This window comes from Halomonas halocynthiae DSM 14573, assembly GCF_000425725.1.
GTDB classification, from domain to species: Bacteria; Pseudomonadota; Gammaproteobacteria; order Pseudomonadales; family Halomonadaceae; genus Halomonas; species Halomonas halocynthiae.
Genome location: NZ_AUDZ01000013.1, coordinates 342823 through 365578, shown reverse-complemented (window position 1 = coordinate 365578; position 22756 = coordinate 342823). Strand labels below are relative to the sequence as shown.

Sequence of the window (22756 nt, the reverse complement as noted above, 5' to 3'; positions counted from 1 at the left end):
CAGCACAGCTGCGGGGGCGTGTTTCACTAGTACAGCACGTTATAAGTGCTCGACACTCTCAATTTCGTACTCAACATCACCACCAGGCGTACGCACTAACACCACGTCACCCTCTTCCTTGCCAATCAGCGCTCGTGCAATAGGCGACGTTACCGAAATTCGACCAAGTTTTATATCGGCTTCATCTTCGCCCACAATGCGATACTTCACTTCATCGTCGGTTCCCATATTGAGCAAACCGACAGTGACACCAAAAATCACCTTACCGGTCTGAGGCAGCTTGGCAACATCAATAACCTGAGCATTAGACAGTTTTCCTTCAATTTCCTGAATCCTGCCTTCGATAAAGCCCTGCTGCTCACGCGCCGCATGGTACTCAGCATTTTCTTTCAAATCGCCGTGCTCACGCGCTTCAGCAATAGCCGCGATAACTCTGGGTCGCTCAACACCTTTAAGCGTGTCGAGCTCTTCTCTGAGCCGCTGCTCACCAACAACGGTCATCGGGACCTTGTTCATTAGTGCACTCCTGCATGCAGTTCTTGTAACCGCCGCACAGTAATGGCGTTGCCATATTCAAGCGCAAGACACACTGCCTGAGCACCCGCCAGTGTAGTGGCATAGGGAACCTTGCGAGCAATTGCGGTGCGACGGATAACCGAAGAGTCACTGATAGCTTGACGCCCCTCGGTAGTATTAACGATATAGGCGATCTCGTCGTTCTTGAGCAAATCAACAACATGCGGACGACCCTCGTACACCTTGTTGACGATATCCACAGGCAAATCGACCGCTTGTAGCGCCGCTGCCGTGCCACGTGTCGCACAAAGTGTAAAACCTAATGCTAACAAAGAACGCGCCACGTCAATAACACCTGTTTTGTCAGGCTCACGTACTGAAAGGAAGGCTTTACGCTCGCCAGTCAGCGGTGGAATTGCCTCACCAGCACCTAGTTGCGCCTTATAGAAAGCTTCAGCAAAGGTATCACCAGACCCCATCACCTCACCGGTGGACTTCATTTCCGGGGCCAAAATCGGGTCAACACCCGGAAACTTGTTAAATGGGAACACCGCCTCTTTAACACTGAAGAACGGGGGCACTACCTCAGCGACAAACCCCTGATCAGCTAGGCTGGCGCCCGCCATGCAGCGCGCCGCAACCTGCGCTAAGGATGTGCCGATACACTTGGAGACAAACGGCACCGTACGCGAGGCCCGCGGGTTAACCTCAATCACATAGATCTCGCCATCCTGCCAGGCCAGCTGAACGTTCATCAACCCTTTAACGCCCAGCTCTACCGCCATACGTTTGACCTGGTCGCGCATCTCATCTTGTACGTCAGCAGGCAGTGAGTAAGGAGGCAGCGAACATGCAGAGTCACCTGAGTGCACACCCGCCTGCTCGATGTGCTGCATGATGCCGCCGATTACCACCTGCTCACCGTCACTGACCGCATCAATATCAATCTCAATCGCGGCATTCAAGAAGCGATCGAGCAGCACCGGCGAGTCATTAGACACCTTAACCGCATGAGTCATATAGGTTTCAAGCTCTACGGCATCATAGACGATTTCCATCGCTCGCCCACCTAGCACATAGCTTGGCCGCACCACCAACGGATACCCAATAGCATCCGCTTTGGCAAACGCCTCTTCAAAGCTACGCGCAGTCGCGTTGGGCGGCTGCTTCAAACCCAGCTTGTCGATCATCTGCTGAAAACGCTCACGGTCTTCAGCGCGATCAATCGAATCAGGCGTTGTACCGATAATCGGCACTCCCGCCGCCTCAAGCTCACGGGCTAACTTTAATGGCGTTTGACCGCCGAACTGAACAATCACGCCAACTGGCTTTTCCTTATCGGCGATTTCCAGCACATCCTCAAGGGTGACCGGCTCAAAATACAGGCGGTCTGACGTGTCGTAATCCGTCGACACTGTTTCAGGATTACAGTTGACCATGATGGTTTCATAGCCATCTTCTGCCATGGCTAGCGCCGCATGCACACAGCAATAGTCAAACTCGATTCCCTGACCAATCCGGTTAGGGCCGCCTCCCAGCACCATGATTTTATTGCGATCAGAGACTGCCGCTTCGCACTCTTCTTCATACGTGGAGTACAAATACGCGGTATCCGAAGCAAACTCAGCCGCACACGTATCAACTCGCTTATACACAGGGCGAATACCTGCCTGCTGGCGCGTCTGGCGCAACGCTTTCTCTGCAACACCGAGCAACGTTGCTAGTCTCGCGTCACTAAACCCCTTGCGCTTGAGCGCATACAGCTCAGCAGGCGACAGCTCAGACAACTCGCGTGTAGCCAGCCCAGCTTCGATACGAACCAGATCTTCGATCTGTACCAGGTACCACGGATCAATCCGAGTCAACTCGTACAGCTCATCGATACCCATGCCCGCGCGCATGGCGTCCGCCACGTAAAAGATACGGTCGGCACCTGCAGCCTGCAGCTCACCTTTAATATGCGCCATCGTCGCATCGGTAAACTCAGTAACAATAGGATCAAGGCCATCGTTACCGGTCTCTAGCCCGCGCAACGCTTTTTGCAGCGACTCCTGGAAGGTGCGACCAATGGCCATCACCTCGCCTACCGACTTCATCTGAGTCGTCAGACGGTCATCAGCCTGGGGGAATTTCTCAAAGGTGAAGCGCGGGATCTTGGTCACAACATAGTCGATAGACGGCTCGAACGAAGCCGGCGTCCGACCACCGGTGATATCGTTTTGCAGCTCATCCAGGGTATAGCCGACAGCCAGCTTAGCGGCGATCTTGGCAATCGGGAAACCAGTGGCCTTAGAGGCCAGTGCCGAGGAACGCGAAACCCGCGGATTCATTTCAATCACGACCATACGCCCGGTTTCGGGGTCCACGCCAAACTGCACGTTGGAGCCACCGGTCTCGACACCAATTTCACGCAGCACAGCCAAACTGGCATCGCGCAGGATCTGGTATTCCTTGTCGGTCAGCGTTTGAGCCGGCGCCACGGTAATTGAGTCACCGGTGTGCACGCCCATGGGGTCAAAATTCTCGATAGAGCACACGATGATGCAGTTATCATTGCGGTCGCGGACCACCTCCATCTCGTACTCTTTCCAGCCCAGCAACGACTCATCGATCAGCAGCTCATGGTTGTTGGAAAGCTCGAAACCGCGCTGACAGATTTCCTCAAACTCTTCCTTATTGTAAGCCACACCACCACCAGAACCGCCCATGGTATAAGAGGGGCGAATAATGACGGGAAAGCCCAGCTCGGCCTGAATGTCACGCGCCGTTTCTATGCTGTGAGCGACCTTTGCCTTGGGACACTCAAGGCCGATACGCTTCATGGCCTGATCAAACAGGTCGCGGTCTTCAGCCATGTTAATGGCATCAGCATTGGCACCAATCATTTCCACGCCGTAACGCTCAAGCACACCGTGTTTTTCCAGATCCAACGCACAGTTGAGCGCAGTCTGCCCGCCCATGGTGGGCAGCACAGCATCTGGCCGCTCCGTTTCAATAATTTTCTCTACCACCTGCCAGGTAATCGGCTCGATATAAGTCGCATCGGCCATGGCGGGATCAGTCATGATGGTAGCCGGATTGGAGTTAACCAGAATGACCCGGTAACCCTCTTCACGCAGCGCCTTACACGCCTGAGCGCCGGAATAATCGAACTCACAGGCCTGGCCAATCACGATGGGACCGGCGCCAATGATCAGGATGCTCTGGATATCTGTACGTTTTGGCATGGTGCTTCCCGCTGAAAAAAGTGACAAACGAAAAATAACGACCTGGGTGGTGGCAGCTCAGGCGTCAAAAGCAGGCGATGTGGCTCGAGACTCAGCTCCTAGCCTGCATCATCTCGATAAAGCGGCCAAACAGCGATGCCACATCATGCGGCCCCGAACTCGCCTCAGGGTGACCTTGAAAACTGAAAGCTGGTACATCAGTGCGCTCGACACCCTGCAAGGAACCATCGAACAGCGAGCGGTGCGTCACACGCAACGTTTTCGGTAGCGTCTCATCATCAGCGGCAAAACCATGGTTCTGGCTGGTAATTAACACCTTCCCTGTCGCAAGCTCTTGTACTGGATGATTGGCACCATGATGGCCGAATTTCATTTTTACGGTGCGCCCACCACTCGCCAGTGTTAGCAACTGATGCCCTAAGCAAATGCCGAAAATAGGCACACCAGAGCCCAGCAGCTCACTAATGGCCTCAATGGCATAGTCACAGGGTTCGGGATCGCCAGGGCCGTTGGACAAGAAAATACCGTCCGGCTTCAGCGCCAACACCTCTTGCGCCGAGGTCGTCGCCGGCACCACCGTCAACCGACAGCCTAACGAGGCCAGCATGCGCAAAATATTACGCTTCACGCCGTAATCATAGGCCACTACATGGTAAGGACGCTCGGTCTCACTGACATCGGCGTATCCCTCGCCCAGCACCCACTCTCCCTGGCTCCATTCATAAGGCGTCTCACATGACACCTCTCGTGCCAGGTCCATACCTTTTAGCCCTGGAAAATCCTGAGCCAGCGCTAATGCGCGCGCCGCCGCATCGTCACCCTCAGCATCAGCACCAGCAAGAATGGCACCACTTTGAGACCCTTTGTCACGCAGAATCCGGGTAAGACGCCGTGTATCAATATCCGCAATACCGACGACATTATGCTCACTCAGATAGTCGGCCAGCGTCTGCTCAGAACGGAAGTTGCTAGCGAGCAGGGGCAGATCGCGAATCACTAAACCGGCGGCCTGAACGCCGTCGGACTCCACATCCTCGGCATTAATGCCGGTATTGCCGATGTGTGGATAGGTCAAGGTAACGATCTGACGGGCATAGGAGGCATCTGTGATGATCTCCTGATAACCGGTCATGGACGTATTGAACACCACTTCTCCACTGGTTTGCCCATCTGCGCCTATCGCCGTGCCATAAAAGATGCTGCCATCTTCCAAGGCCAGTATCGCGGGTCTGTTCAATGCAGGGTCCTCCCATGCTCGTCCAAGAAATGTCGAAGAGTGATGGCCGAAAAGCGCCAGCAGCGGGCCGAAAAAAAGCGGGACGAAGCCGATAGAAATCGGTCTCATCCCGCTTGTTGTCTTTTGCTCAGCATACTGGGCCGCCACAACAAGCGCTGTAAAAGGCGTTTCGCCTATGCGCCCGGCCAAAATTTATGGAATATTACAGCACCGCTGAAAAAATGACCACCCCCAAACCATTAGTTCAGTGCCAACACATCCGCCATATCGTAACGCCCAGCCTTTTGACCAACTACCCATCGCGCTGCACGCACCGCGCCACGTGCAAACGTCATACGGCTTGATGCTTTATGAGTGATTTCGATGCGCTCGCCTTCTGTGGCAAACATCACTGTGTGCTCACCCACAATATCGCCAGCACGCACAGTAGCAAAACCGATTTCCCTGTCGCTGCGCGGACCACACTGACCCACCCGCTCAAAAACACCGTGCTCCCTGAGCGTGCGCCCCAGCGCACCGGCGACCACTTCGCCCATGCGCAGCGCCGTGCCCGACGGAGCATCCACCTTATGTCGATGATGCGCCTCTATCACTTCAATATCATAGCCTTCATCACCTAACGCTCGGGCTGCGGTTTCAAGCAGCTTCAGCGTCAAATTAACTCCCACACTCATGTTAGGTGCAAACACCATGGCAACACGGTTGCTATAATGATCCAGCTCAGCCAGCTCTTCGTCGGAAAATCCTGTCGTACCAATCACCATGGCCTTGCCATGCTCAGCACAAAAGGCCAAATGGTTAAGCGTCACGCTCGGAGACGTAAAGTCGATCAGCACATCAAAGTCATCGACCATGTCTGTCAACGACGCGACTGCCACGGCCCCCATACGGCCACAACCCGCCAGCTCACCAAGATCGCTACCCGCCAGCGTACTGTCCGGCGACACACTGCCACCCGCCAGCCTCGCCTGTTCATCCTGAGACACGGCGGCAACAAGAGTACGCCCCATACGACCTGCAGCACCCGCGATGGCAATTGAAGACATGCAAACTCCTTTACAAGAAAACACATAACAGCAATATGGGCACAGATAAATACACAACCCGCCACCCTGACCGCCAGTATAGCGCGTCACTATTCCCATGCGACCACGCTATTGCCTAGCGATTATCATTATCCAGCACACCACCCTGGCTATTGGTGGCGTAGTGATACAAAAGCAGCAGACGTGAAAAAACGTCTGGTTACCTGCCAAGTCACTAAACCATCGACTTACCTGCTGCACAACGGAAGCAGCCATGACTCAGCCAGCCACAGCACTAGCAGGTAGCGCCCGCCTTTAGCCAACAAAATCCAGAACGCAGCGCGCCACCAGGGTAACCTCAGCACACCGGCAATCACCGTGAGCGGGTCACCGATCAACGGCACCCAGCTCAGTAACAAGCTGACTTCACCAAATCGCGCATACCAGCGCTCAGCGCGCGCCAAAGCTGCCTGCGAGACAGGAAACCAGCGACGCTGCTGAAAACGCCGCGCATAGCGCCCTAAGCCGACATTGACCAGACTACCGATGGCATTGCCTGTTGTTGCCACTAACCACAACAGCAGCACCGGCTCGCCCAAGCACCACAGCCGAGCCAACCATAGCTCCGACCCCCCTGGCAGCAGAGTGGCACTGGCTAACGCCACAACAAACAGGCTCAACATGGAAAAACTCCCCGCCGCTGACGTATGCTGGACATCACTCTACAGCCCCCATGGCAGCCCCCACGCTCCCTTTTCACGAGTTGAACGCACAATGACCTCAATTCCCCATACCCTGACCATTGCAGGCTCCGACCCCTCTGGTGGCGCGGGCTTGCAGGGCGATATCAAAACGTTGTCGGCCCTTGGCACCTACGCAACGAATGTGATTACCGCGGTGATCGCTCAAAATACCCGCGGCGTTACCAGCGTGCACCCCATGTCGGCCGACGTCATCGCCGAGCAGCTCGACAACTTACTAGACGATGTTCACATCGACGCCGTCAAAATCGGCATGGTTGCCAGCCGCGAGGTAGCTGAAGTCATTCGCGACAGCCTGAGCCGCCACCGCCCGCGCTGGATTGTGCTAGACCCTGTAATGGTCGCCAAGAGTGGCGACACCCTGGTCGACGCCGCTGGCATTGCTGCCGTACGCGACATTTTGGTGCCGCTGGCTGATGTCATCACCCCCAACCTGCCTGAGGCAGCGGTACTGGTCGGCACCCTGCCGCCCACATCAGCAGCAGAAATGGAAACCATGGTGCCAAGCCTGCGGGCGCTTAACTCACCCTATGTGCTCCTCAAGGGCGGTCATTTGCGCGGCAAAAACTGCCCTGACTTAATGATTACACCTCAACAGCATACTTGGCTTGCCGCACCGCGTATTGATACCAAAAACCTGCACGGCACGGGTTGTGCGCTATCATCAGCAATCACTGCCTTACTTGCACAGCTGCCACCAGATGCCAACCACGAAGCAATCATCAGCGCCATTGGCGAAGCCAAAGGCTGGCTGCACTCTGCCCTTGGTGCCAGCCGCCGCCTATCAATAGGTCATGGCCGTGGGCCCGTTCATCACTTTCACGCTTGGTGGTAATCACGAGTGGCGACCCCGCCATCACCCATAGAAATGATTCGCATAATGGAGAGGTAATGAAAGCCCTTATACAACGCGTCAGCCAAGCCTCTGTGCAAGTTAACCAGCAGAGTGTGGGTGCTATTGAGCACGGACTGCTCGTTCTCGTGGGTGTAGAGAAAGGCGATAACAAAACGTGCGCAGACAAACTACTACACAAATTGCTGCACTATCGCGTGTTCAGTGACGACGACGGCAAGATGAATCGTAATGTGCAGCAAGTGGACGGCGGGCTGCTGCTGGTCTCTCAGTTCACTCTAGCCGCCGATACTGGCCGAGGGCTTCGGCCCAGCTTCTCACGCGCAGCGCCTCCCGACGAAGGCGAGCGCTTGTTTCACTATCTTGTGGAAGAAGCCAATAAGGCATGGCCCAACGTCGCCACAGGAGAGTTCGGTGCCAACATGCAGGTATCACTGATCAATGACGGCCCAGTGACTTTCCTGCTGGAAGTCTGACCGGGAGGCCGTCGCCCCTCATACCGTCAAGCCTCTAGACGCTGCTCAGCTTCCTCCAGCGCTTCTTCGGCAGCAAGCCAGGCGTGCTCTTGATCAACCAACGCTGAAGCCAGTTCAGCCTGCTCAGCTAAGCGCTGGTTCAACTCGCTTTTGCGCGCCTCATCGGTATAAAGCTGGCTATCACCCAGCGCCTCTTCCACCACCGCTAACGCCTGCTGCGTTTTTTCCATGGCTTGTTCAGCCTTATCCCGTATGCGCTTGAGCGGACGCAACGCTTCACGCTGTTCAGCAGCGGCACGGCGAGCGGCTTTGCGGTCTTCACGAGGCGCGTCATTGTCAACCTTTGCAGCTCTGGCATCGCGGCGCTCACCTTCCAGCCGTGCCTTAAGCCAGGCGCGATAGTCATCCAGGTCGCCATCAAACGGCTCAACGCGATGATCCGCCACCTTCCAGAATTCATCCACTGTGGCACGTAGCAAATGTCTATCGTGAGAAACAACCAACACGGCGCCGTCGAAACTCGCCAGCGCCTGAGTCAGCGCCTCGCGCATTTCTAGATCAAGGTGGTTGGTCGGCTCATCGAGAAGCAGCAGATTAGGCTTGTGCCAAGCCACAAGCGCCAACGCCAAGCGAGCTTTTTCGCCGCCAGAGAAGCGTGCGACCTCACTGAACACCTCGTCGCCACGGAAACCAAAACCGCCCAAAAACTGGCGAATATCCGCATCAGCAGCACGTGGTGACAAACGCTGCACATGCAGAAAAGGCGTTGCCGACAGATCCAAACTTTCAAGCTGGTGCTGGGCGAAGTAACCCACCGCCAAATGCTCACCGGCAATACGCTTACCCGCTAACAACGGTAGCTCGCCTGTCAACGACTTGATCAGCGTCGACTTGCCAGCACCATTAGGCCCTAACAGCCCAATACGCTGCCCCGGCTGAAGCGACAGCGAAACATTCTGCAGTTGGCGCACGTCAGCATCCGCACTGCGATAACCCAAGTCAGCCTCGTCGAGTACCAGGAGTGGGCGCGAAATACGGTCAGCACAAGGAATGCTGAAATGAAACGGCGAGTCGGCATGAGCAACCGCGATATCGCCCATGCGCTCAAGCATTTTCAGACGACTCTGCGCCTGGCGAGCCTTAGTCGCCTTATAACGAAAGCGCTCAACAAAACTCTCGATTTCCGCACGCCGCGCTTGCTGCTTGGCCGCTTGAGCCTGCTGCAGCGCCAGCTTCTCAGCACGGGTGCGCTCAAAGGTGCTGTAGTTACCGCGATACAACACCAGCTGACGACGCTCAAAATGCACGATATGGTCACAAACGGCATCAAGAAAATCGCGGTCATGAGAAATCAGCAATAAGGTGCCGGCATAACGCACCAGCCATTGCTCCAGCCACAGCAACGCATCAAGGTCGAGGTGGTTGGTCGGCTCATCAAGCAGTAAGACATCCGAAGGCATAAACAACGTACGAGCCAGGTTAACCCGCATCCGCCAGCCACCGGAAAAATCCGACAGTGGGCGCGCCAAGTCATTCTGACGAAAACCCAACCCTACCAATAGCTGGGCCGCACGCGCCGGAGCCGTATAGCCATCCAGTGCTTCAATAGTGCCATGCAGTTCGGCTTCGCGATGCGCATCTTCCTTCTGTTGCGCCTGAAGTAGCGCTGACTCAGCCTCACGCAACGCACAGTGGCCATCGATCACATAATCATGAATCGAGCGGTTAAGTGTGCCCACTTCTTGCGCCATGTGAGCGATACGCTGGCCACCACTCATCTCCAGCTCCCCCTTTTCTGGGGCCAGGTTACCGAGCAACAGGCTGAACATGGATGACTTACCGGCACCATTGGGGCCGACAATACCAACGCTATAACCCGCGTGCAGCGTAAGATCAGCGTCTTCCAGAAGCGCTTGGGTACCACGTTGCAGGCTGACTTGCCGCAGTGCAATCATGCCAACTCCACTAACAATGCATGAAGCCGCCACCTCAGAGGCAACAGCCATAAATGAATACCAATTCTACCGAATTGACGCCACAGATGCGGCGTGAACTGAAGAATCACCCTCTTTGGAATTTTGCCTTAACACTTTATGCCCGCCCCGGCGTCGAGAAAGCGTGTCTAACGCTTCAGGATGACGCTGGGCTAGATGTCTGTGAGCTACTGTGGATGTGCTGGCTCTCATACCATGGTCTGACATTGACTGAACACGCGGCGCTATTACTGAACCCCGTGCGCACATGGCAACGCGAGATAACCGCTCCGCTGAGGCTTCAGCGTCGTACACTAAAACCCTTGTGCGCAGGGAACCCGGAGCGTGAAAAGTTGCGCCAAACGATTAAGCAAGCCGAACTGCTCGCCGAACAGGAGGCGCTGCGCCAACTAGAGCAGCTAACCTATCAAGGCCACGTAGTACGCGCACAACAAGCCACCGACGACAACTGGACCGTTCAGGCTGCCAACCGAGTCTCGGGGGACGCACAGGCGGCTTACCTCAGCCTCGACGTGCTAGCCTCTCAAGCACGTTGTAATTAAACCGCCAAATCACTATTACTATTATTAACAATAATCTCGCTATCTCCCGCTAACGTCCTAACAACATTGCTATCCGTCAACACTGGCGCTTTGAGAGAGTGGCAGCTTCTCATCAAATTCTGTAGCGTCAGAAGTCAGTGCCGCATAACAACATGACTTCCTGCAAATAAAAAAAGGATCGGACCATGACCGCCAGCACTTTGCAGTCAACAGGCTTCGGCCAGAGAAAGCCACCGCTCTGTGTCGGTAGGCCAGCGCCAAGCAGGTGCACCATATGAGCCTACAACCCAAGCCCAACAATATACGCCGCCGCCGAATACGCAAGATAATGCGCCCGCTCAGCAAGCTAGACCGTGCGCTTGGCATGCTAGAGAAGTGGATCATTACTACCAGCATCCTCGTCATGGCGCTGCTAATGAGTAGCCATGTAGTCAGCAACCTACTGTTCAGCAAAGGTATCCCTGGCACTTACGAAGTTACCGAGATGCTTATTGTGGTAATTACCTTCGTAGGGGTTGGTTATGCGGCACGCAATGCTCGACACATCAGTATGTCAGCCATTTATGAACAACTCAGCGGGACTCCTCGCAAGGTACTCCTCATTATCATCAGTATTGGTACTGCTATCCTGATGTTTTACTTTGCTTACCTCTCTGCCGACTATGTTTCGGTACTACACTCGCGCGGCAGAACCAGCTCGTCCTTACACATTCCACTATGGATTGTGTACCTCGCACTACCCATCGGTTTCACCCTGGCCGGTATTCAATATGTCCTAACCACCATTCGCAATATGGTCAGCCGTAATATTTACCGCACCTTCAGAGACAGGGAAATGTTTGACGAAGTCCCTACTGAAGAGCTTCAGACAGCAACCTCCAATAGTGGCAATGCCGAGACAGGGCAGCGTGACAAGTAAACGTTAAACAATAAATCGAGGACGATCGCATGCTGGCTTTGCTAGGTATCATAATGCTTGTTCTCCTACTGCTCGGGTTCCCGATGATGGTTCCCTTGGCGGTAGGCACCTTTTATATGATGTTCACCGACATGACTTTTTTTGGCCCCGATCAAGCCGTAAGCTGGATGATCAACGGGGTCGGCAGTTGGGTACTGGCAGCCGTACCCATGTTCATTTTCGCTGCAGACATCCTAACCAAAGGGCACACCGCTAACCGCCTGCTAGATGTAGTCGATGCGTTCACCCGCCACATCCGCGGCGGACTGCCGATTACCACTGCGGCATCCTGCGCTCTGTTTGGCGCAGTCTCTGGCTCAACCCAGGCCACAGTTGTCGCCATGGGTGGCCCCATGCGCCCGCGCTTGCTGGCCAAAGGCTATTCCGATTCCTTTACTTTGGCTCTGATTATCAACGCCAGTGATATCGCGTTGCTGATTCCGCCCAGCATCGGCTTCATCATCTATGGCGTGGTGATGAAAACCTCTATCGGCGACCTGTTCCTGGCAGGCGTGCTACCGGGCCTGATGATACTGGGGCTGTTTGCCATCTACTGCTACCTCGATGCACGCATCAAAGGCATTGAGCCAGAACCGCGTGCTACCTGGGCCGAGCGCTGGACCACCATCCGCAAGGTTGCCTTACCTATGGGCTTTCCGATTATTGTGGTTGGCGGCATCTACGGTGGCTTTTTCAGCGCTGTTGAAGCATCGGCCGTAGCCGTCGCCTATGCGCTGATCCTTGAAGTGATTATTTATCGTCAAGTTTCCATCCGCGACCTTGGCAGCCTGGCCATGTCTACCGGCCTGATCACCGCCGTCGTCTTTATTCTGGTAGCTATCGGCGCAGCATTCTCCCAAACGCTGGGAACCGCTGGCGTGCCGGAGCAGATTCTTGGCCCAATGATTGATGGAATTGGTGATAACCAAACACTGGCTCTGATGTTGATTGCTGCCGCCTTCTTTATTGGCTGCATGTTCGTTGACCCTATTGTGGTCATCCTGATCTTAGTGCCGATTTTCAAGCCTCTGGTCGTTGCAACAGGCCTGGATCCTGTACACGTAGGTGTTATCGTGACGCTACAGGCTGCCATCGGTTCGGCAACACCGCCTTTTGGCTGTGACATCTTCACCGCTATCGCCGTCTTCCGTCGTCCGTATATGGATGTCATCCGTGGCACACCACCGTTCATTGCCATCATGGTGCTGGCTACCTTCCTGCTGATTTTCTTCCCGCAGATCTCACTGCTGCTACCTTCGCTGGGAGGCTCCTAAAGCCAGGGGGTATGACCCTGGCCACCACCCCTTTATCGTCACACGCAAACGCTCAGGGCACCCTAGGGTGCCCTGAGCGCTTTCTATCTCAGCCACAACGGAACACCGACGCGTGTTGTCACCTTAAAATCATGCACACATATAGACGAAACATATAAAAAACCGGTTAATCCAGCCGCCCTTTATGGGCAACAGATCAACCGGTTTGGTAGCACAGCGTGTTATAACTGATTTAAGGCGAAGGTAACTTTCCAGAGGCAAGACCCAGCAAGTCAGTCATTACTGGGGCCCGCCAAAAGCATCAGCCCAAATCAGGCAGCCTGCTTATTTTTCTTCCGCGTTGTCACTAGAGCCGAACTGCTCCAGCAGAATTTCAAGGGCCTGACCACCACGTTCGCCGACATCTTCAACAAAGATCTCGCGTACCGGCTCAACTTTCTCACGGAATTGTTCGCGCTGCTCATCTGTCAGCTCAATAACCGTGATATCGCTATTCTCCTTGATCGTTTCCAAACGTGTAGAGTTAAACTCCGTCTGAATATCATGGCCAACCTGCACCAGCTCACTGGTGACATCGTCAAGCATAGAGCGCTGCTCATCGCTCAGGCTGTCATACCACTCCAGGTTCCCCATTAACGTAGCCAAGAACTGTGATTGCTTGGCAAAAATCAGGTAGTCCTGAACTTCATAAAAGCCCATTTCTTCATGGGCAAATACTGGCTGAATGTTGCCTTCTGCCTGCCCTTGCTGCAGTGCGCTGTACAGTTCGCCATAAGCGATCGAAATAGGCGAGGCGCCATAGCCTTTGTACGTCTCGCGCAGCAAGCTGTTGTCCATGACACGAATCTGGAGGTTATCCATATCTGCTGGCGTGGTGACTTCCTTATTGGTTGTCCACACCTGATAGCCTTCGGCAAGCTCAGCCAGCGGCACTAAGCCACGCTCGCGGAACGATTCCTGCCAGGCATCGCTTTTCAGAAATTCATCTGAATTGAGTACGGTGACGGCTTCCATCTCATCGGCCGGCATAACAAAGTTAAGACTGAGAAGCTGACTTTCCGGCACGGTGCCACCCAGAGCGCCCGAGCCAAAGCCCATTTGAATGGAGCCTCCCTGAATAGCGTCATAGAGCGCCGAATAGGTCGACCCCCACTTACCATAAGGAAGGAGTTGAACAGTAACGTCGCCGTCGGTTTTTTCTTCAACAAGCCGTTTAAATTCTTCTGCGTAACCATGCTGGACGCTGCCCTCGATCTCCTCAAGACCAAAGCGCCAGGTTTCTGCGCTGGCGGTTGTCGCTACGCCCATCATGCTTGCAACTGCAACTCCTAACGCTACCTTTTGCAATTTCATTACGCTCTCCTTTTTATATTGGTACATATAGGGAAGAGTAAAGACCCCTACATGTCAAGGCGACATATCTACACCAAAACACCCCCCTCCATTAAAGTTACACTAATTAACTGCTTGGCTGCGGAACCCAGCCGCTTCTGCTAGTGTCCAACATTTGTCACACACTAAACGGTGCAAAACTGCATCAATTCGACAAGGTTGTTTCATGAAAACATTGCTAACCTCTGCGTCACTAGTTGCGCTACTTGGCGCTTCGTCACTGACTTTCGCTGCACTTGATACTGAACAGCAGAAATTAAGCTACAGCTTAGGCGCCACACTGGGACAATCCATTTACCAGGATGTTGATGACCTGGATATCGATAGCTTCACCCAAGCGATCGAGGATGTTTTCGCCGGCGAAGAGCTTGCCTTGAGTGATGAGGAGATGGCCAAAACACTGACCGATTTCCAAGAGGAAGCTATGCGTAACCGCGCGGCCCAGGCCGAAGCCGCCGCCGAAGCTAACGCAGCTGAAAGCCAAACATTTCTTGATGAAAATGCCGACAAGGATGGCGTCACTGTTACCGAATCAGGGTTGCAATACCGTGTACTGGAATCCGGTGATGGCGCTATGCCCAAAGCTGGCGACAGCGTTGAAGTGCATTATGAAGGCACACTGATTGACGGAACGGTGTTTGACAGCTCCTACGAGCGCGGAGAGCCGGTTCAGTTTAAAGTCGGCCAAGTCATCGAAGGGTGGCAGGAAGCGCTTACACTGATGAGCGAAGGCGATACATGGGAGCTAGTGATTCCTTCTGAGCTGGCCTATGGCAAACATGGTCAAGGACCGATTGGCCCGAATGAAACGCTGATATTCAAAGTCGAGTTGCTCGGTGTTGATGCCGCCGATAAGAAATAAGCGCATGAAAACCAGAACTACGCTACTGACAGCCAGCCTCCTCGGGGGGCTGGCTGTTGCGCTTACCACACCGCTGCTGGCTAAACAGCAAGCGACGCCCGACGACGACAATACTCCAGCTGCCTCCCTTCCCGCGCTCGGTGCCGCCAATGACGACACCAGCGTCATTGGGGTTTCATCAGGTGGCTATATGGCCAGCCAGCTAGCGGTTGCTTGGCCCGAGCGCTTTGTCGGCCTGGGAGTCATTTCTGCAGGTCCTTGGGGCTGCGCTCAGGGTTCATTAAGTTTAGCGCTAACCCAATGCATGCTAACGACCAAAGGGCCGATCAACCTGGATGCCATCAACGACCGCTATCAGTCTTATCTAAAGCGTGAGTTAGTCGGCCCAACGCAGCAACTCTCATCACTGCGTGTGTATACCTGGCACGGCAGTGCTGATTCCGTGGTAGCTCTCTCAGTTGGCCAATCGTTAACACAACAGCTAGAAGCGTGGCTAACCCACCCCAAGCAGCAATTACGGAGCATTGTTGACGAGGGCGCGGCTCACGGCTGGCCAGTGGGCAGCGCCAGTTCGGATGACATACAGCGTGCTGACTGCGCTACAGGCGGTGGCAGCCACTTACTTAACTGCGATCGACAGGTCGCTGAAGAAGCCTTGGACTGGCTACACGGCCCTGCTCCACTCAGCAATGATGAAAGCACCGAAACTGACAGCCAGCAACAACGTCAACAAGGCAAACTGGTGCGCTTCGACCAAAGCGATTTTGAAGCCCGAGGCCTTGCCGATGAGGGCTACCTGTTCATTCCGGCTTCCTGCGAAGCTGGTGGCTGTCCAGTTAGCATCGCGCTACACGGTTGCAACATGAGTGCCAACGATGGCGATGAACGCTTTGTTCGCCACAGCGGTTTGAATGAGCGTGCCGCACGTGAAAAACGCGTGATACTGTACCCACAGGCCAAGCCAAGTATGGCTAACCCTCAAGGCTGCTGGGATTGGTGGGGCTTCACCGAAAGCAGCTGGCAAATTGACCCACTGCATGACTCTCGCCAAGGCCGCCAGGCTAACGCGCTGATGCAAATGCTGGATACCTTGCAGTCAGCCCCGGAGAGTTGACTGCAGGCAGCTAAAATACGTCAGTGTATCGCCTAATCACCTCGCTTTCCGAGGCAGCCAGCGCCTCGGAAAGCGACTTTCTCTGAACTCAAGCACCCAGTAACTCTGTTCCAGCTTGCTCTATATTCCAAGCTGCTCTTCCAGCGCCGTCAGTAGCGGCTCTGGTGTCGATGAGTGCAGCACGCGGCGCAGTATTTCACCCTCCCGATTGACGACATACAGTAAGGCGCTGTGATCAATGGTGTAATCTGCTGCCGAGTCAGGGGTATCAACCTTACGCCACACCACCTGATAACGTTCTGCAATATCTTTCAGTTCAGCCTCACTGCCCGTGGCACCAATAAATCCATCGCCAAAAAAAGCAAGGTACTCTGTTAAGCGCTCCAACGTGTCGCGCTCAGGGTCTACCGATACCATCAACGGCACAATTCGCTGACGCTGTTTCTCATTGAGTTGCTGGCGCACGTGATTCAGCACACCCAAGCTGACCGGACAAACATCAGGACACCAGGTATAGCCAAAAAACACCACAGCCAGCTGATCCTCGTCCAATTGGCTAAGGGAGAACTCACCAACAGTAGAGTTCAGAGCAATATCGCCACCTTCGGGCAGGCCATCACTATTTCGCTGACGATCACCCCACCAGCCAGCCAATGTTACTGCGATAGCAACAACAACCACAGCCACAACTGCCCACGGCCCTGTGCGCTTCATACAACAGCTCCTAATAGGATGATGCTAATTTTTAACCACCTGAAAATCGAACCAGCTTCCAACTCGCCCATCAGGGGTATCGACAATCACGCGGGCACGCCAGTCCATAATATCTTCAGTACACAACGCGATCTGGCCTTCTCCCTGAAAGATGTCTCCCATAGCCGTAAGCGGGAAACGGTGCAGCCCCATGTCCATATCAAGACCTTCAAAACGCACCACAGCCGCCGTTGCGCTGCCCCCTTCAAGCTCAACCACGAGCGGCAATAGCGTTAAGGCATGTATTGGACCATCTGACTGCATTGAAAAAATGAGCTGCTTGCCATCCCCTAGCGGTGTGCTACACGGCCCCTGTGAAATATCACAAGTCCCAGTCGGCGGAACCCAGCGCACGTCAGTGTCAGCATCCAGCGCATAACGCAGTAAGTACCATAGCGCTAAGCCAAGGGTGATCAAGGTGGCAATCACCAACAGACGCATCTGTGGCGAGTGCACCCAAGAGGATTCCTGTACGGAAGATGACGCTGTATTCATAAGCCTTGACTACACCGAGGGCAGGATACAGGTAAGCTTAACAGTATTTGCTATCGCATCCTCTGCGCGCCGTTGTCGCAGGGAGCTGGCAGATACCAATAACCTACCAGTAAGCCTGATGAGTGGAGACGCATGTCATGGAAGGTATCTCAAGCGCGCTTGGCCCGCTGTTTCTGCTGATTCTTCTCGGCCTAGTGTTACAGCGGCTTAATATACCCGGCGGCGACTTCTGGCCACGCCTTGAACGGCTGGTTTATACCCTGCTATTCCCAGCCATGTTGGTGTCAACACTTGCCCAAGCCGATATGCGAAGCGTGCCAGCGGGGCAGCTGGGGTTAGTGCTACTGGGCGCAATGCTCTTTTTTGGTGCCCTCCTGTGGGTATTACGCAAAAAGCTCACGTTAGAAGCCGCCCCTTTTACCTCCATATTTCAGGGGTCTCTACGTTTTAACACATACGTAGGTGTAGCAGGTGCCGCTGCACTGCACGGCAGCGCAGGCACTACCGTGGCAGCCGTTGCTGTCGCCCTAATGGTGCCTGTGGTTAACGTTATGTGCGTTGCAGGTTTCGTTGCCGCTGGCACTCTGGGGAGTGCTGGCCTACGCGCCAGCATAGTTGCGCTGACCCGCAACCCACTGATTTTAGCTTGCTTATTGGGCATCATCCTGAACCTGTCTGGCGTCGGCCTACCGGGCTGGAGCGAACCCGCCGTCACCCTGCTAGGACGAGCCGCATTACCACTAGGACTGGTGGCAGTTGGCGTTGCCCTACGCCCCTTATCATTATTAAGGCGCGACCTCGGCATTTGGCTGGCCAATGGCATCAAGCTGGTAGCCATGCCTGCGCTGGTCCTGCTGCTTGGTCAAATCGTTGGGCTGGACCCAGTCAGCCGCGATGTGGCGCTACTGTTTGCTGCCCTGCCCACCGCCACGTCAGCATATATACTGGCTCGACAACTGGGTGGCGATGCCGAATTGATGGCAGCATTAATCACCAGCCAAACACTACTGGCCATGCTGAGCCTACCCCTATGGCTACAACTTGCAGGCACGTGAGTGCCGCGACAGCACTTTAATAAAAAAGATTCTCGTTTGTGTTGACAGCGCAAATGAGAATGATTTACTCTACATTCATGGTGTTGATGAGACGCCATGGCCCGACAGGGTTCTTGCCAGTCTCCTGTCAGGTTTCTCCTCCTCATTGTTAGTCACGGTCTTTTGCCGCTCCTTATTGGAGCGGCTTTTTTTTGCGTGCTAGCACTAGATAAGCAAATGTCGATCTGCCTTCGCTCTAGCTCGAGCACCCGGCCAAGGGCCGACCTTGCCCAGCCGCTCGCGCAACATATCAGCCAGTGCCTGCACTGCTGGCCACGATGGGGCGTCGATGCGGCGGCTGAAATAAAGGCATGCCTGGCTGTCACTTAGCTGAGGTAAACCGTCACTCTCATCCAATATTCGCATGCTGGGTAATAGTCGTTGACGGTCCAAAATGCTGATGGCCAAGCCAACATCTACCGCCTTTTCTACCGCATGAATGCTGGTGCTAGTAAATACGGCATACCAGCTTCGGTCACGAGCCTCTAGCGCCTCGACACCTAACGAACGAAACGGGCAGTCCAGTGGATGAACCGCCAGCGGCAGGGGTGATTCAGCATCGATACTGAAGTCTCGTGCAGCAGCCCAAACAGGTGACGCTTTCCACAAGGCTTCCCCGCCAGCCAACCGATGTGGCCTGTCCAGTGCGACAATCAGTGATAACTCACCACGCTCTAGCCGTCTCGCCAACTCACCGCTTGGCGCAGTCACCGCCTCTAGAAGGACATTGGGGTGACTGGCCAAAAAATCGGGTAACACCTGCTCTACCAACTGCGGCGCATAGCCTTCGGGCATGCCAAAGCGCACTCGCCCCGATAATCCCTGCCCTGTTAGCCGAGCTATCAAGCCATCGTGCTGACGCAGCAGCTCCCGGGCTTCTCGCAACAACACCTCACCCGCCGGTGACGGTGTAACACCACGCGGGCCACGTATCAGCAAACGTGTTTCCAGCCGCTCTTCCAGCCGCTTTATCTGCATGCTCAGGGCACTGACGGTGCGATGCCGTTGCTCAGCCGCCGCCGCCAAGCTGCCCTGCTGCACAATAACCATGAAGCTGCGTAGCGCTTCTAGATCCAGCGTTGCGCCTGAAATTTCTGCCATGCCAAAACAGCCTTAAATTTAATTGAAGCCTGACTGCAATAAGTTTCGCTAGCCTAAAGCCTAGCAGCATCCCAAAATTCATGCACACCATCACTAACAGCCAACTCGGGGAGGTGCCATGTTCAGTCTGCCACGCGTATTTACGACGCGACCTCGTATAAAGCGCCTGCCACATGTTTCGACGCCCTCCTTACTGGTAGCGGTTGGCTTTGTACTGTGCTGGAGTAGCGGCTTTGTGGGCAGTCGGCTGGCAGTCGATGCGACTGGGCCGGTAGTTGGCTTCTATGCTTGGCGCTTTGTTATAGCGGCGCTGATCGCTTGGGCAGTCGTCGCCTGGCATCGTGCGAAACCTGGCTATCGACCCAATCGCCCTCAGGTAATTCATGAACTACTGACGGGTAGCCTAACCTTAGGCGTTTACTTATTAACTATGTTGCTGGCCGTGGCTGAAGGCGTCAGCGCTTCCGTCGCTGCGTTAATCGGCGCACTACAGCCATTAGCGGCTGCACTGCTGGCCAGCAAGCTATTGCGTGAGCGCAGCTGCAAAGCTCAGTGGTGGGGCATGGGCATTGCCACGCTAGGGGCCGCCGCCATGGTAACTGGCGATATACAGGGCGCAGGCGGTGCCCCCTGGTGGGCATATACGCTACCACTGGTTGCCGTGGCAGCCGTTTCGCTAGGCAGCGTGTTAACACCTCCCAGCGCCAAAACTGCCACGTATCAGGCAGCTAATACCCGTCAGCATGAACCACTGGCACTGGCCACGCGCCTAGCATTGCAGGTCAGCGCCGCAGCGGGCCTATTTGTGGCCGCAGCACTACTACTAGAGCCCGGCTTGCCACCTCCGCCACCAGCCAATACCAGCGCATTGCTGGCACTGGCCTGGCTGGTTGTGTTGTCAACGTATGGAGGCTACGGTTTTTTTGTGGCCAGCTTAGGGCGTTTTGGTGTTACCACCACGTCAGGACTGATTGCCCTGACCCCTGCGGTCACCCTGATTATCAGCGCCCTGATGTTTGGCGAGCAACCCAGCGCGCTAGGTTTAACTGGGCTGATCTTGTCACTGTTCGGCGCGCTATGGGCGCTGGCTGCGGGTAACCAGCGCCGACGCCGTGCTGCCGTTTCGGGAATTAGTCAGCGCGGCGGTACATCAGGTCCCAGACACCATGTCCCAGCTTCTCCCCTCGGGTCTCAAACTTGGTCAGCGGGCGAAAGTCGGGGCGCGGGACATAAGGCGCCGTGTCGCCCTCCGCGCTATTGATGTAGCCTGGTGCAGCATCCAGCACCTCGGCCATCCATTCAGCGTACGCCTGCCAGTCGGTGGCCATGTGCAAAATGCCGCCGAGCTTGAGGCGAGTACGAATCAATTCAACAAACGCCGGCTGAACAATGCGCCGCTTGTGGTGTTTCTTTTTGGTCCACGGATCAGGGAAAAAAAGCTGTAAGGTATCCATGCTGGCTTCGGGAAGACATTGCTCCAACACCGCTAGAGCGTCTTCTCGGTAAACGCGCAGATTAGTCAGCCCGCGCTTATCAGCCTCATCCAGCAGTTTACCGACACCGGGGGCATGCACCTCAATACCGATAAAGTCGGTTTGTGGGTTACTCTCAGCCTGCTCAATCAATGAACCACCCATGCCGAAACCAATTTCCACCACCAACGGGGCACTGCGGCCAAATAGCTCGACAGGGTTTTGTCGCCCGTCCGCTATGCTTAGGCCCAGCCGCGGCCAGACCTCTTCAAGCCCGCGTTGCTGAGCAACGGTGGCACGTCCAGCGCGAATTACATAGCTTTTAATGCCACGCCGGTGCAGTGGGGCATCGGCACGCTCAGGGCCCGTGGTAGAGCTGGCTTGCTCAGTGTCCGCTGATGGCGTATCAGGCGTCGTATCGTCGCGTGTTTGCTCAGTCATACCCATGGTATCTTCAGTCATAAGTCTTTCATCGAGTGATGCGCCCTGCCAGCGGTGAAGAGGGCTCGGCCTTGCTACGACGCGGCATACGCCCAGCGAGGAAAGCCTCTCGCCCAGCGAGAACCGCACGCCGCATAGCGCTAGCCATCAACACGGGATGGCTGGCATGCGCGATAGCCGAGTTCATCAAAACTGCATCGCAGCCCAGCTCCATGGCTCGAGCCGCTTCCGAGGCAGTACCAATGCCCGCATCAACCAATACGGGAACACTGGCGCGCTCAATAATCAGCTGCAAATTGAACGGATTCTGAATGCCGTGGCCAGAACCGATCAGCGAACCCAGCGGCATTACCGCGCAGCAGCCCAGTCGCTCTAACTCAAGCGCTACAATGGGGTCATCGTTGGTATACACCATGACATCAAAGCCTTCCTTGACCAGAGTTTCAGCGGCTTTGAGCGTTTCTACCACATTGGGGTAAAGGGTACTGTCATCGGCCAAAACCTCTAGCTTGACCAAGCGATGGCCATCCAGCAGCTCTCGGGCGAGGCGACAGGTGCGCACAGCTTCTTTGGCATCATGGCAGCCTGCCGTGTTGGGCAACAGGGTGTAACGATCTGGTGAAATGGTGTCCAGCAAGTTGGGCTCAGAAGCACTCTGCCCCAAGTTAGTGCGACGTACAGCAAAGGTCACCACTTCAGCACCGCTGGCAGCAATAGCGTCGCCGGTCTCATCAAAATCACGATATTTGCCGGTACCCACTAGCAAGCGCGAAGAAAATTCATAGTCGGCAATGCGCAGGGGCGTATCCTGATAGAACTCAGTCATGGGAATCCTTGTAATGTTGGCAGTGAAAGCAGTCATTGTTTTTCAGGGCAACCCGCGTGTCAGCCACCGCCAATGGCATGAACAATCTCGATCCGATCACCTTCTACCAGTCTCATGGCCAGATGGGAACTTTTAGGAACAATATGTTCATTGACTTCCACCGCGATACGTCGCTCGGCCAAACCCAGTGCTTCAACCAGTTCGGCAACGGTGACTTCCTTTTCGACGCGATGCGCTTCGCCATTAAGCTGTATTTGCATAGCATCCTCTTGGGTCAGGTAAAAAAGGACAGGGGGCGTATTGTAGCCTCTTGACGTCATGCGGGGTACGTTAGCGGGCAATC

General features: G+C 55.0%; 21 protein-coding genes and 1 pseudogene. 9 read left to right on the top strand and 13 right to left on the bottom strand.

Annotation, left to right across the window (positions count from 1 at the left end; translation table 11 throughout):
• Nucleotides 1-39 precede the first annotated feature (39 nt).
• From greA to H616_RS0101725, 5 genes are all read right to left on the bottom strand, one after another.
• A complete protein-coding gene (gene greA, locus H616_RS0101745; protein ID WP_027965807.1) occupies nucleotides 40-516 on the bottom strand; it encodes a transcription elongation factor GreA in 477 nt (158 codons plus the stop codon).
• Complete coding sequence (carB, locus tag H616_RS0101740; RefSeq protein WP_027965806.1) at nucleotides 516-3743, bottom strand: carbamoyl-phosphate synthase large subunit; 3228 nt, start codon at nucleotides 3741-3743, stop codon at nucleotides 516-518. The genes greA and carB overlap by 1 nt, the downstream gene beginning before the upstream one ends.
• Nucleotides 3744-3834: 91 nt before the next feature.
• The gene (carA, locus tag H616_RS0101735; RefSeq protein ID WP_027965805.1) at nucleotides 3835-4980 is read right to left on the bottom strand and encodes a glutamine-hydrolyzing carbamoyl-phosphate synthase small subunit; all 1146 of its coding nucleotides are present in this window, start codon (nucleotides 4978-4980) and stop codon (nucleotides 3835-3837) included.
• A gap of 239 nt (nucleotides 4981-5219) precedes the next feature.
• A complete protein-coding gene (dapB, locus tag H616_RS0101730) occupies nucleotides 5220-6026 on the bottom strand; it encodes a 4-hydroxy-tetrahydrodipicolinate reductase (protein ID WP_027965804.1) in 807 nt (268 codons plus the stop codon).
• 227 nt (nucleotides 6027-6253) lie between these two features.
• Entirely contained in the window at nucleotides 6254-6688 is a 435-nt protein-coding gene (locus H616_RS0101725) for a YqaA family protein (protein WP_027965803.1), read from the bottom strand.
• Nucleotides 6689-6779: 91 nt separating this feature from the next.
• Here H616_RS0101725 and thiD point away from each other — a divergent pair, with 91 nt between their 5' ends.
• Both thiD and dtd read left to right on the top strand, forming a co-directional pair.
• Nucleotides 6780-7601: a bifunctional hydroxymethylpyrimidine kinase/phosphomethylpyrimidine kinase gene (gene thiD, locus H616_RS0101720; RefSeq protein ID WP_027965802.1), complete on the top strand. Its 822-nt coding sequence runs from the start codon at nucleotides 6780-6782 to the stop codon at nucleotides 7599-7601.
• A gap of 56 nt (nucleotides 7602-7657) precedes the next feature.
• Nucleotides 7658-8095: a D-aminoacyl-tRNA deacylase gene (gene dtd, locus H616_RS0101715; RefSeq protein ID WP_027965801.1), complete on the top strand. Its 438-nt coding sequence runs from the start codon at nucleotides 7658-7660 to the stop codon at nucleotides 8093-8095.
• A 26-nt stretch (nucleotides 8096-8121) separates the two neighbouring features.
• Here the strand turns inward: dtd and H616_RS0101710 are convergent, their stop codons facing one another.
• Nucleotides 8122-10050 (bottom strand): ABC-F family ATP-binding cassette domain-containing protein, encoded by a 1929-nt coding sequence (locus tag H616_RS0101710; RefSeq protein ID WP_027965800.1) that lies wholly within the window; start codon nucleotides 10048-10050, stop codon nucleotides 8122-8124.
• A 53-nt stretch (nucleotides 10051-10103) separates the two neighbouring features.
• Here H616_RS0101710 and H616_RS14020 point away from each other — a divergent pair, with 53 nt between their 5' ends.
• The 3 genes from H616_RS14020 (at nucleotide 10104) to H616_RS0101690 (ending at nucleotide 12863) form a co-directional block, all read left to right on the top strand.
• A complete protein-coding gene (locus tag H616_RS14020; RefSeq protein ID WP_051233890.1) occupies nucleotides 10104-10631 on the top strand; it encodes a TIGR02444 family protein in 528 nt (175 codons plus the stop codon).
• A 274-nt stretch (nucleotides 10632-10905) separates the two neighbouring features.
• Nucleotides 10906-11550: a TRAP transporter small permease gene (locus H616_RS14015; RefSeq protein WP_084155633.1), complete on the top strand. Its 645-nt coding sequence runs from the start codon at nucleotides 10906-10908 to the stop codon at nucleotides 11548-11550.
• A gap of 29 nt (nucleotides 11551-11579) precedes the next feature.
• Nucleotides 11580-12863 carry a TRAP transporter large permease gene (locus tag H616_RS0101690; protein WP_027965799.1) on the top strand — a complete coding sequence of 428 codons (1284 nt, stop codon included), beginning with the start codon at nucleotides 11580-11582 and terminating at the stop codon, nucleotides 12861-12863.
• Between the two features lie 324 nt (nucleotides 12864-13187).
• Here the strand turns inward: H616_RS0101690 and dctP are convergent, their stop codons facing one another.
• Complete coding sequence (gene dctP, locus H616_RS0101685) at nucleotides 13188-14216, bottom strand: TRAP transporter substrate-binding protein DctP (protein ID WP_035572261.1); 1029 nt, start codon at nucleotides 14214-14216, stop codon at nucleotides 13188-13190.
• 205 nt (nucleotides 14217-14421) lie between these two features.
• Here dctP and H616_RS0101680 point away from each other — a divergent pair, with 205 nt between their 5' ends.
• Complete coding sequence (locus tag H616_RS0101680; RefSeq protein WP_027965797.1) at nucleotides 14422-15117, top strand: BamJ family beta-barrel-assembly machinery protein; 696 nt, start codon at nucleotides 14422-14424, stop codon at nucleotides 15115-15117.
• Nucleotides 15118-15121: 4 nt separating this feature from the next.
• Nucleotides 15122-16231, top strand: coding sequence for an alpha/beta hydrolase family protein (locus tag H616_RS0101675; protein ID WP_027965796.1), 1110 nt, complete (start codon nucleotides 15122-15124; stop codon nucleotides 16229-16231).
• 120 nt (nucleotides 16232-16351) lie between these two features.
• Here H616_RS0101675 and H616_RS0101670 read toward each other — a convergent pair whose 3' ends face one another.
• Both H616_RS0101670 and H616_RS0101665 read right to left on the bottom strand, forming a co-directional pair.
• Nucleotides 16352-16945, bottom strand: a complete 594-nt coding sequence (locus tag H616_RS0101670; protein ID WP_027965795.1) for an SCO family protein — start codon at nucleotides 16943-16945, stop codon at nucleotides 16352-16354.
• 24 nt (nucleotides 16946-16969) lie between these two features.
• On the bottom strand, nucleotides 16970-17440 hold the full coding sequence (locus H616_RS0101665) for a hypothetical protein (protein WP_027965794.1): 471 nt from the start codon (nucleotides 17438-17440) through the stop codon (nucleotides 16970-16972).
• A 176-nt stretch (nucleotides 17441-17616) separates the two neighbouring features.
• On the opposite strand from H616_RS0101665, the gene H616_RS0101660 reads away from it, so the two are divergent.
• Entirely contained in the window at nucleotides 17617-18534 is a 918-nt protein-coding gene (locus tag H616_RS0101660) for an AEC family transporter (protein WP_027965793.1), read from the top strand.
• A 204-nt stretch (nucleotides 18535-18738) separates the two neighbouring features.
• Here the strand turns inward: H616_RS0101660 and H616_RS14010 are convergent, their stop codons facing one another.
• Nucleotides 18739-19674, bottom strand: a complete 936-nt coding sequence (locus tag H616_RS14010; protein WP_051233887.1) for a LysR family transcriptional regulator — start codon at nucleotides 19672-19674, stop codon at nucleotides 18739-18741.
• Between the two features lie 118 nt (nucleotides 19675-19792).
• On the opposite strand from H616_RS14010, the pseudogene H616_RS15340 reads away from it, so the two are divergent.
• Nucleotides 19793-20746 (top strand): annotated as a pseudogene (locus H616_RS15340) (DMT family transporter); the annotation flags it as partial.
• A gap of 58 nt (nucleotides 20747-20804) precedes the next feature.
• Here the strand turns inward: H616_RS15340 and trmB are convergent.
• Genes trmB through thiS form a run of 3 tightly spaced genes read right to left on the bottom strand, consistent with a single transcriptional unit; the run spans nucleotide 20805 to nucleotide 22673 of the window.
• Complete coding sequence (gene trmB / locus H616_RS15695; protein WP_027965792.1) at nucleotides 20805-21608, bottom strand: tRNA (guanosine(46)-N7)-methyltransferase TrmB; 804 nt, start codon at nucleotides 21606-21608, stop codon at nucleotides 20805-20807.
• 7 nt (nucleotides 21609-21615) lie between these two features.
• Nucleotides 21616-22413, bottom strand: a complete 798-nt coding sequence (locus H616_RS0101640) for a thiazole synthase (RefSeq protein WP_027965791.1) — start codon at nucleotides 22411-22413, stop codon at nucleotides 21616-21618.
• A gap of 59 nt (nucleotides 22414-22472) precedes the next feature.
• A complete protein-coding gene (thiS, locus tag H616_RS0101635; protein ID WP_027965790.1) occupies nucleotides 22473-22673 on the bottom strand; it encodes a sulfur carrier protein ThiS in 201 nt (66 codons plus the stop codon).
• Nucleotides 22674-22756: the final 83 nt, after the last annotated feature.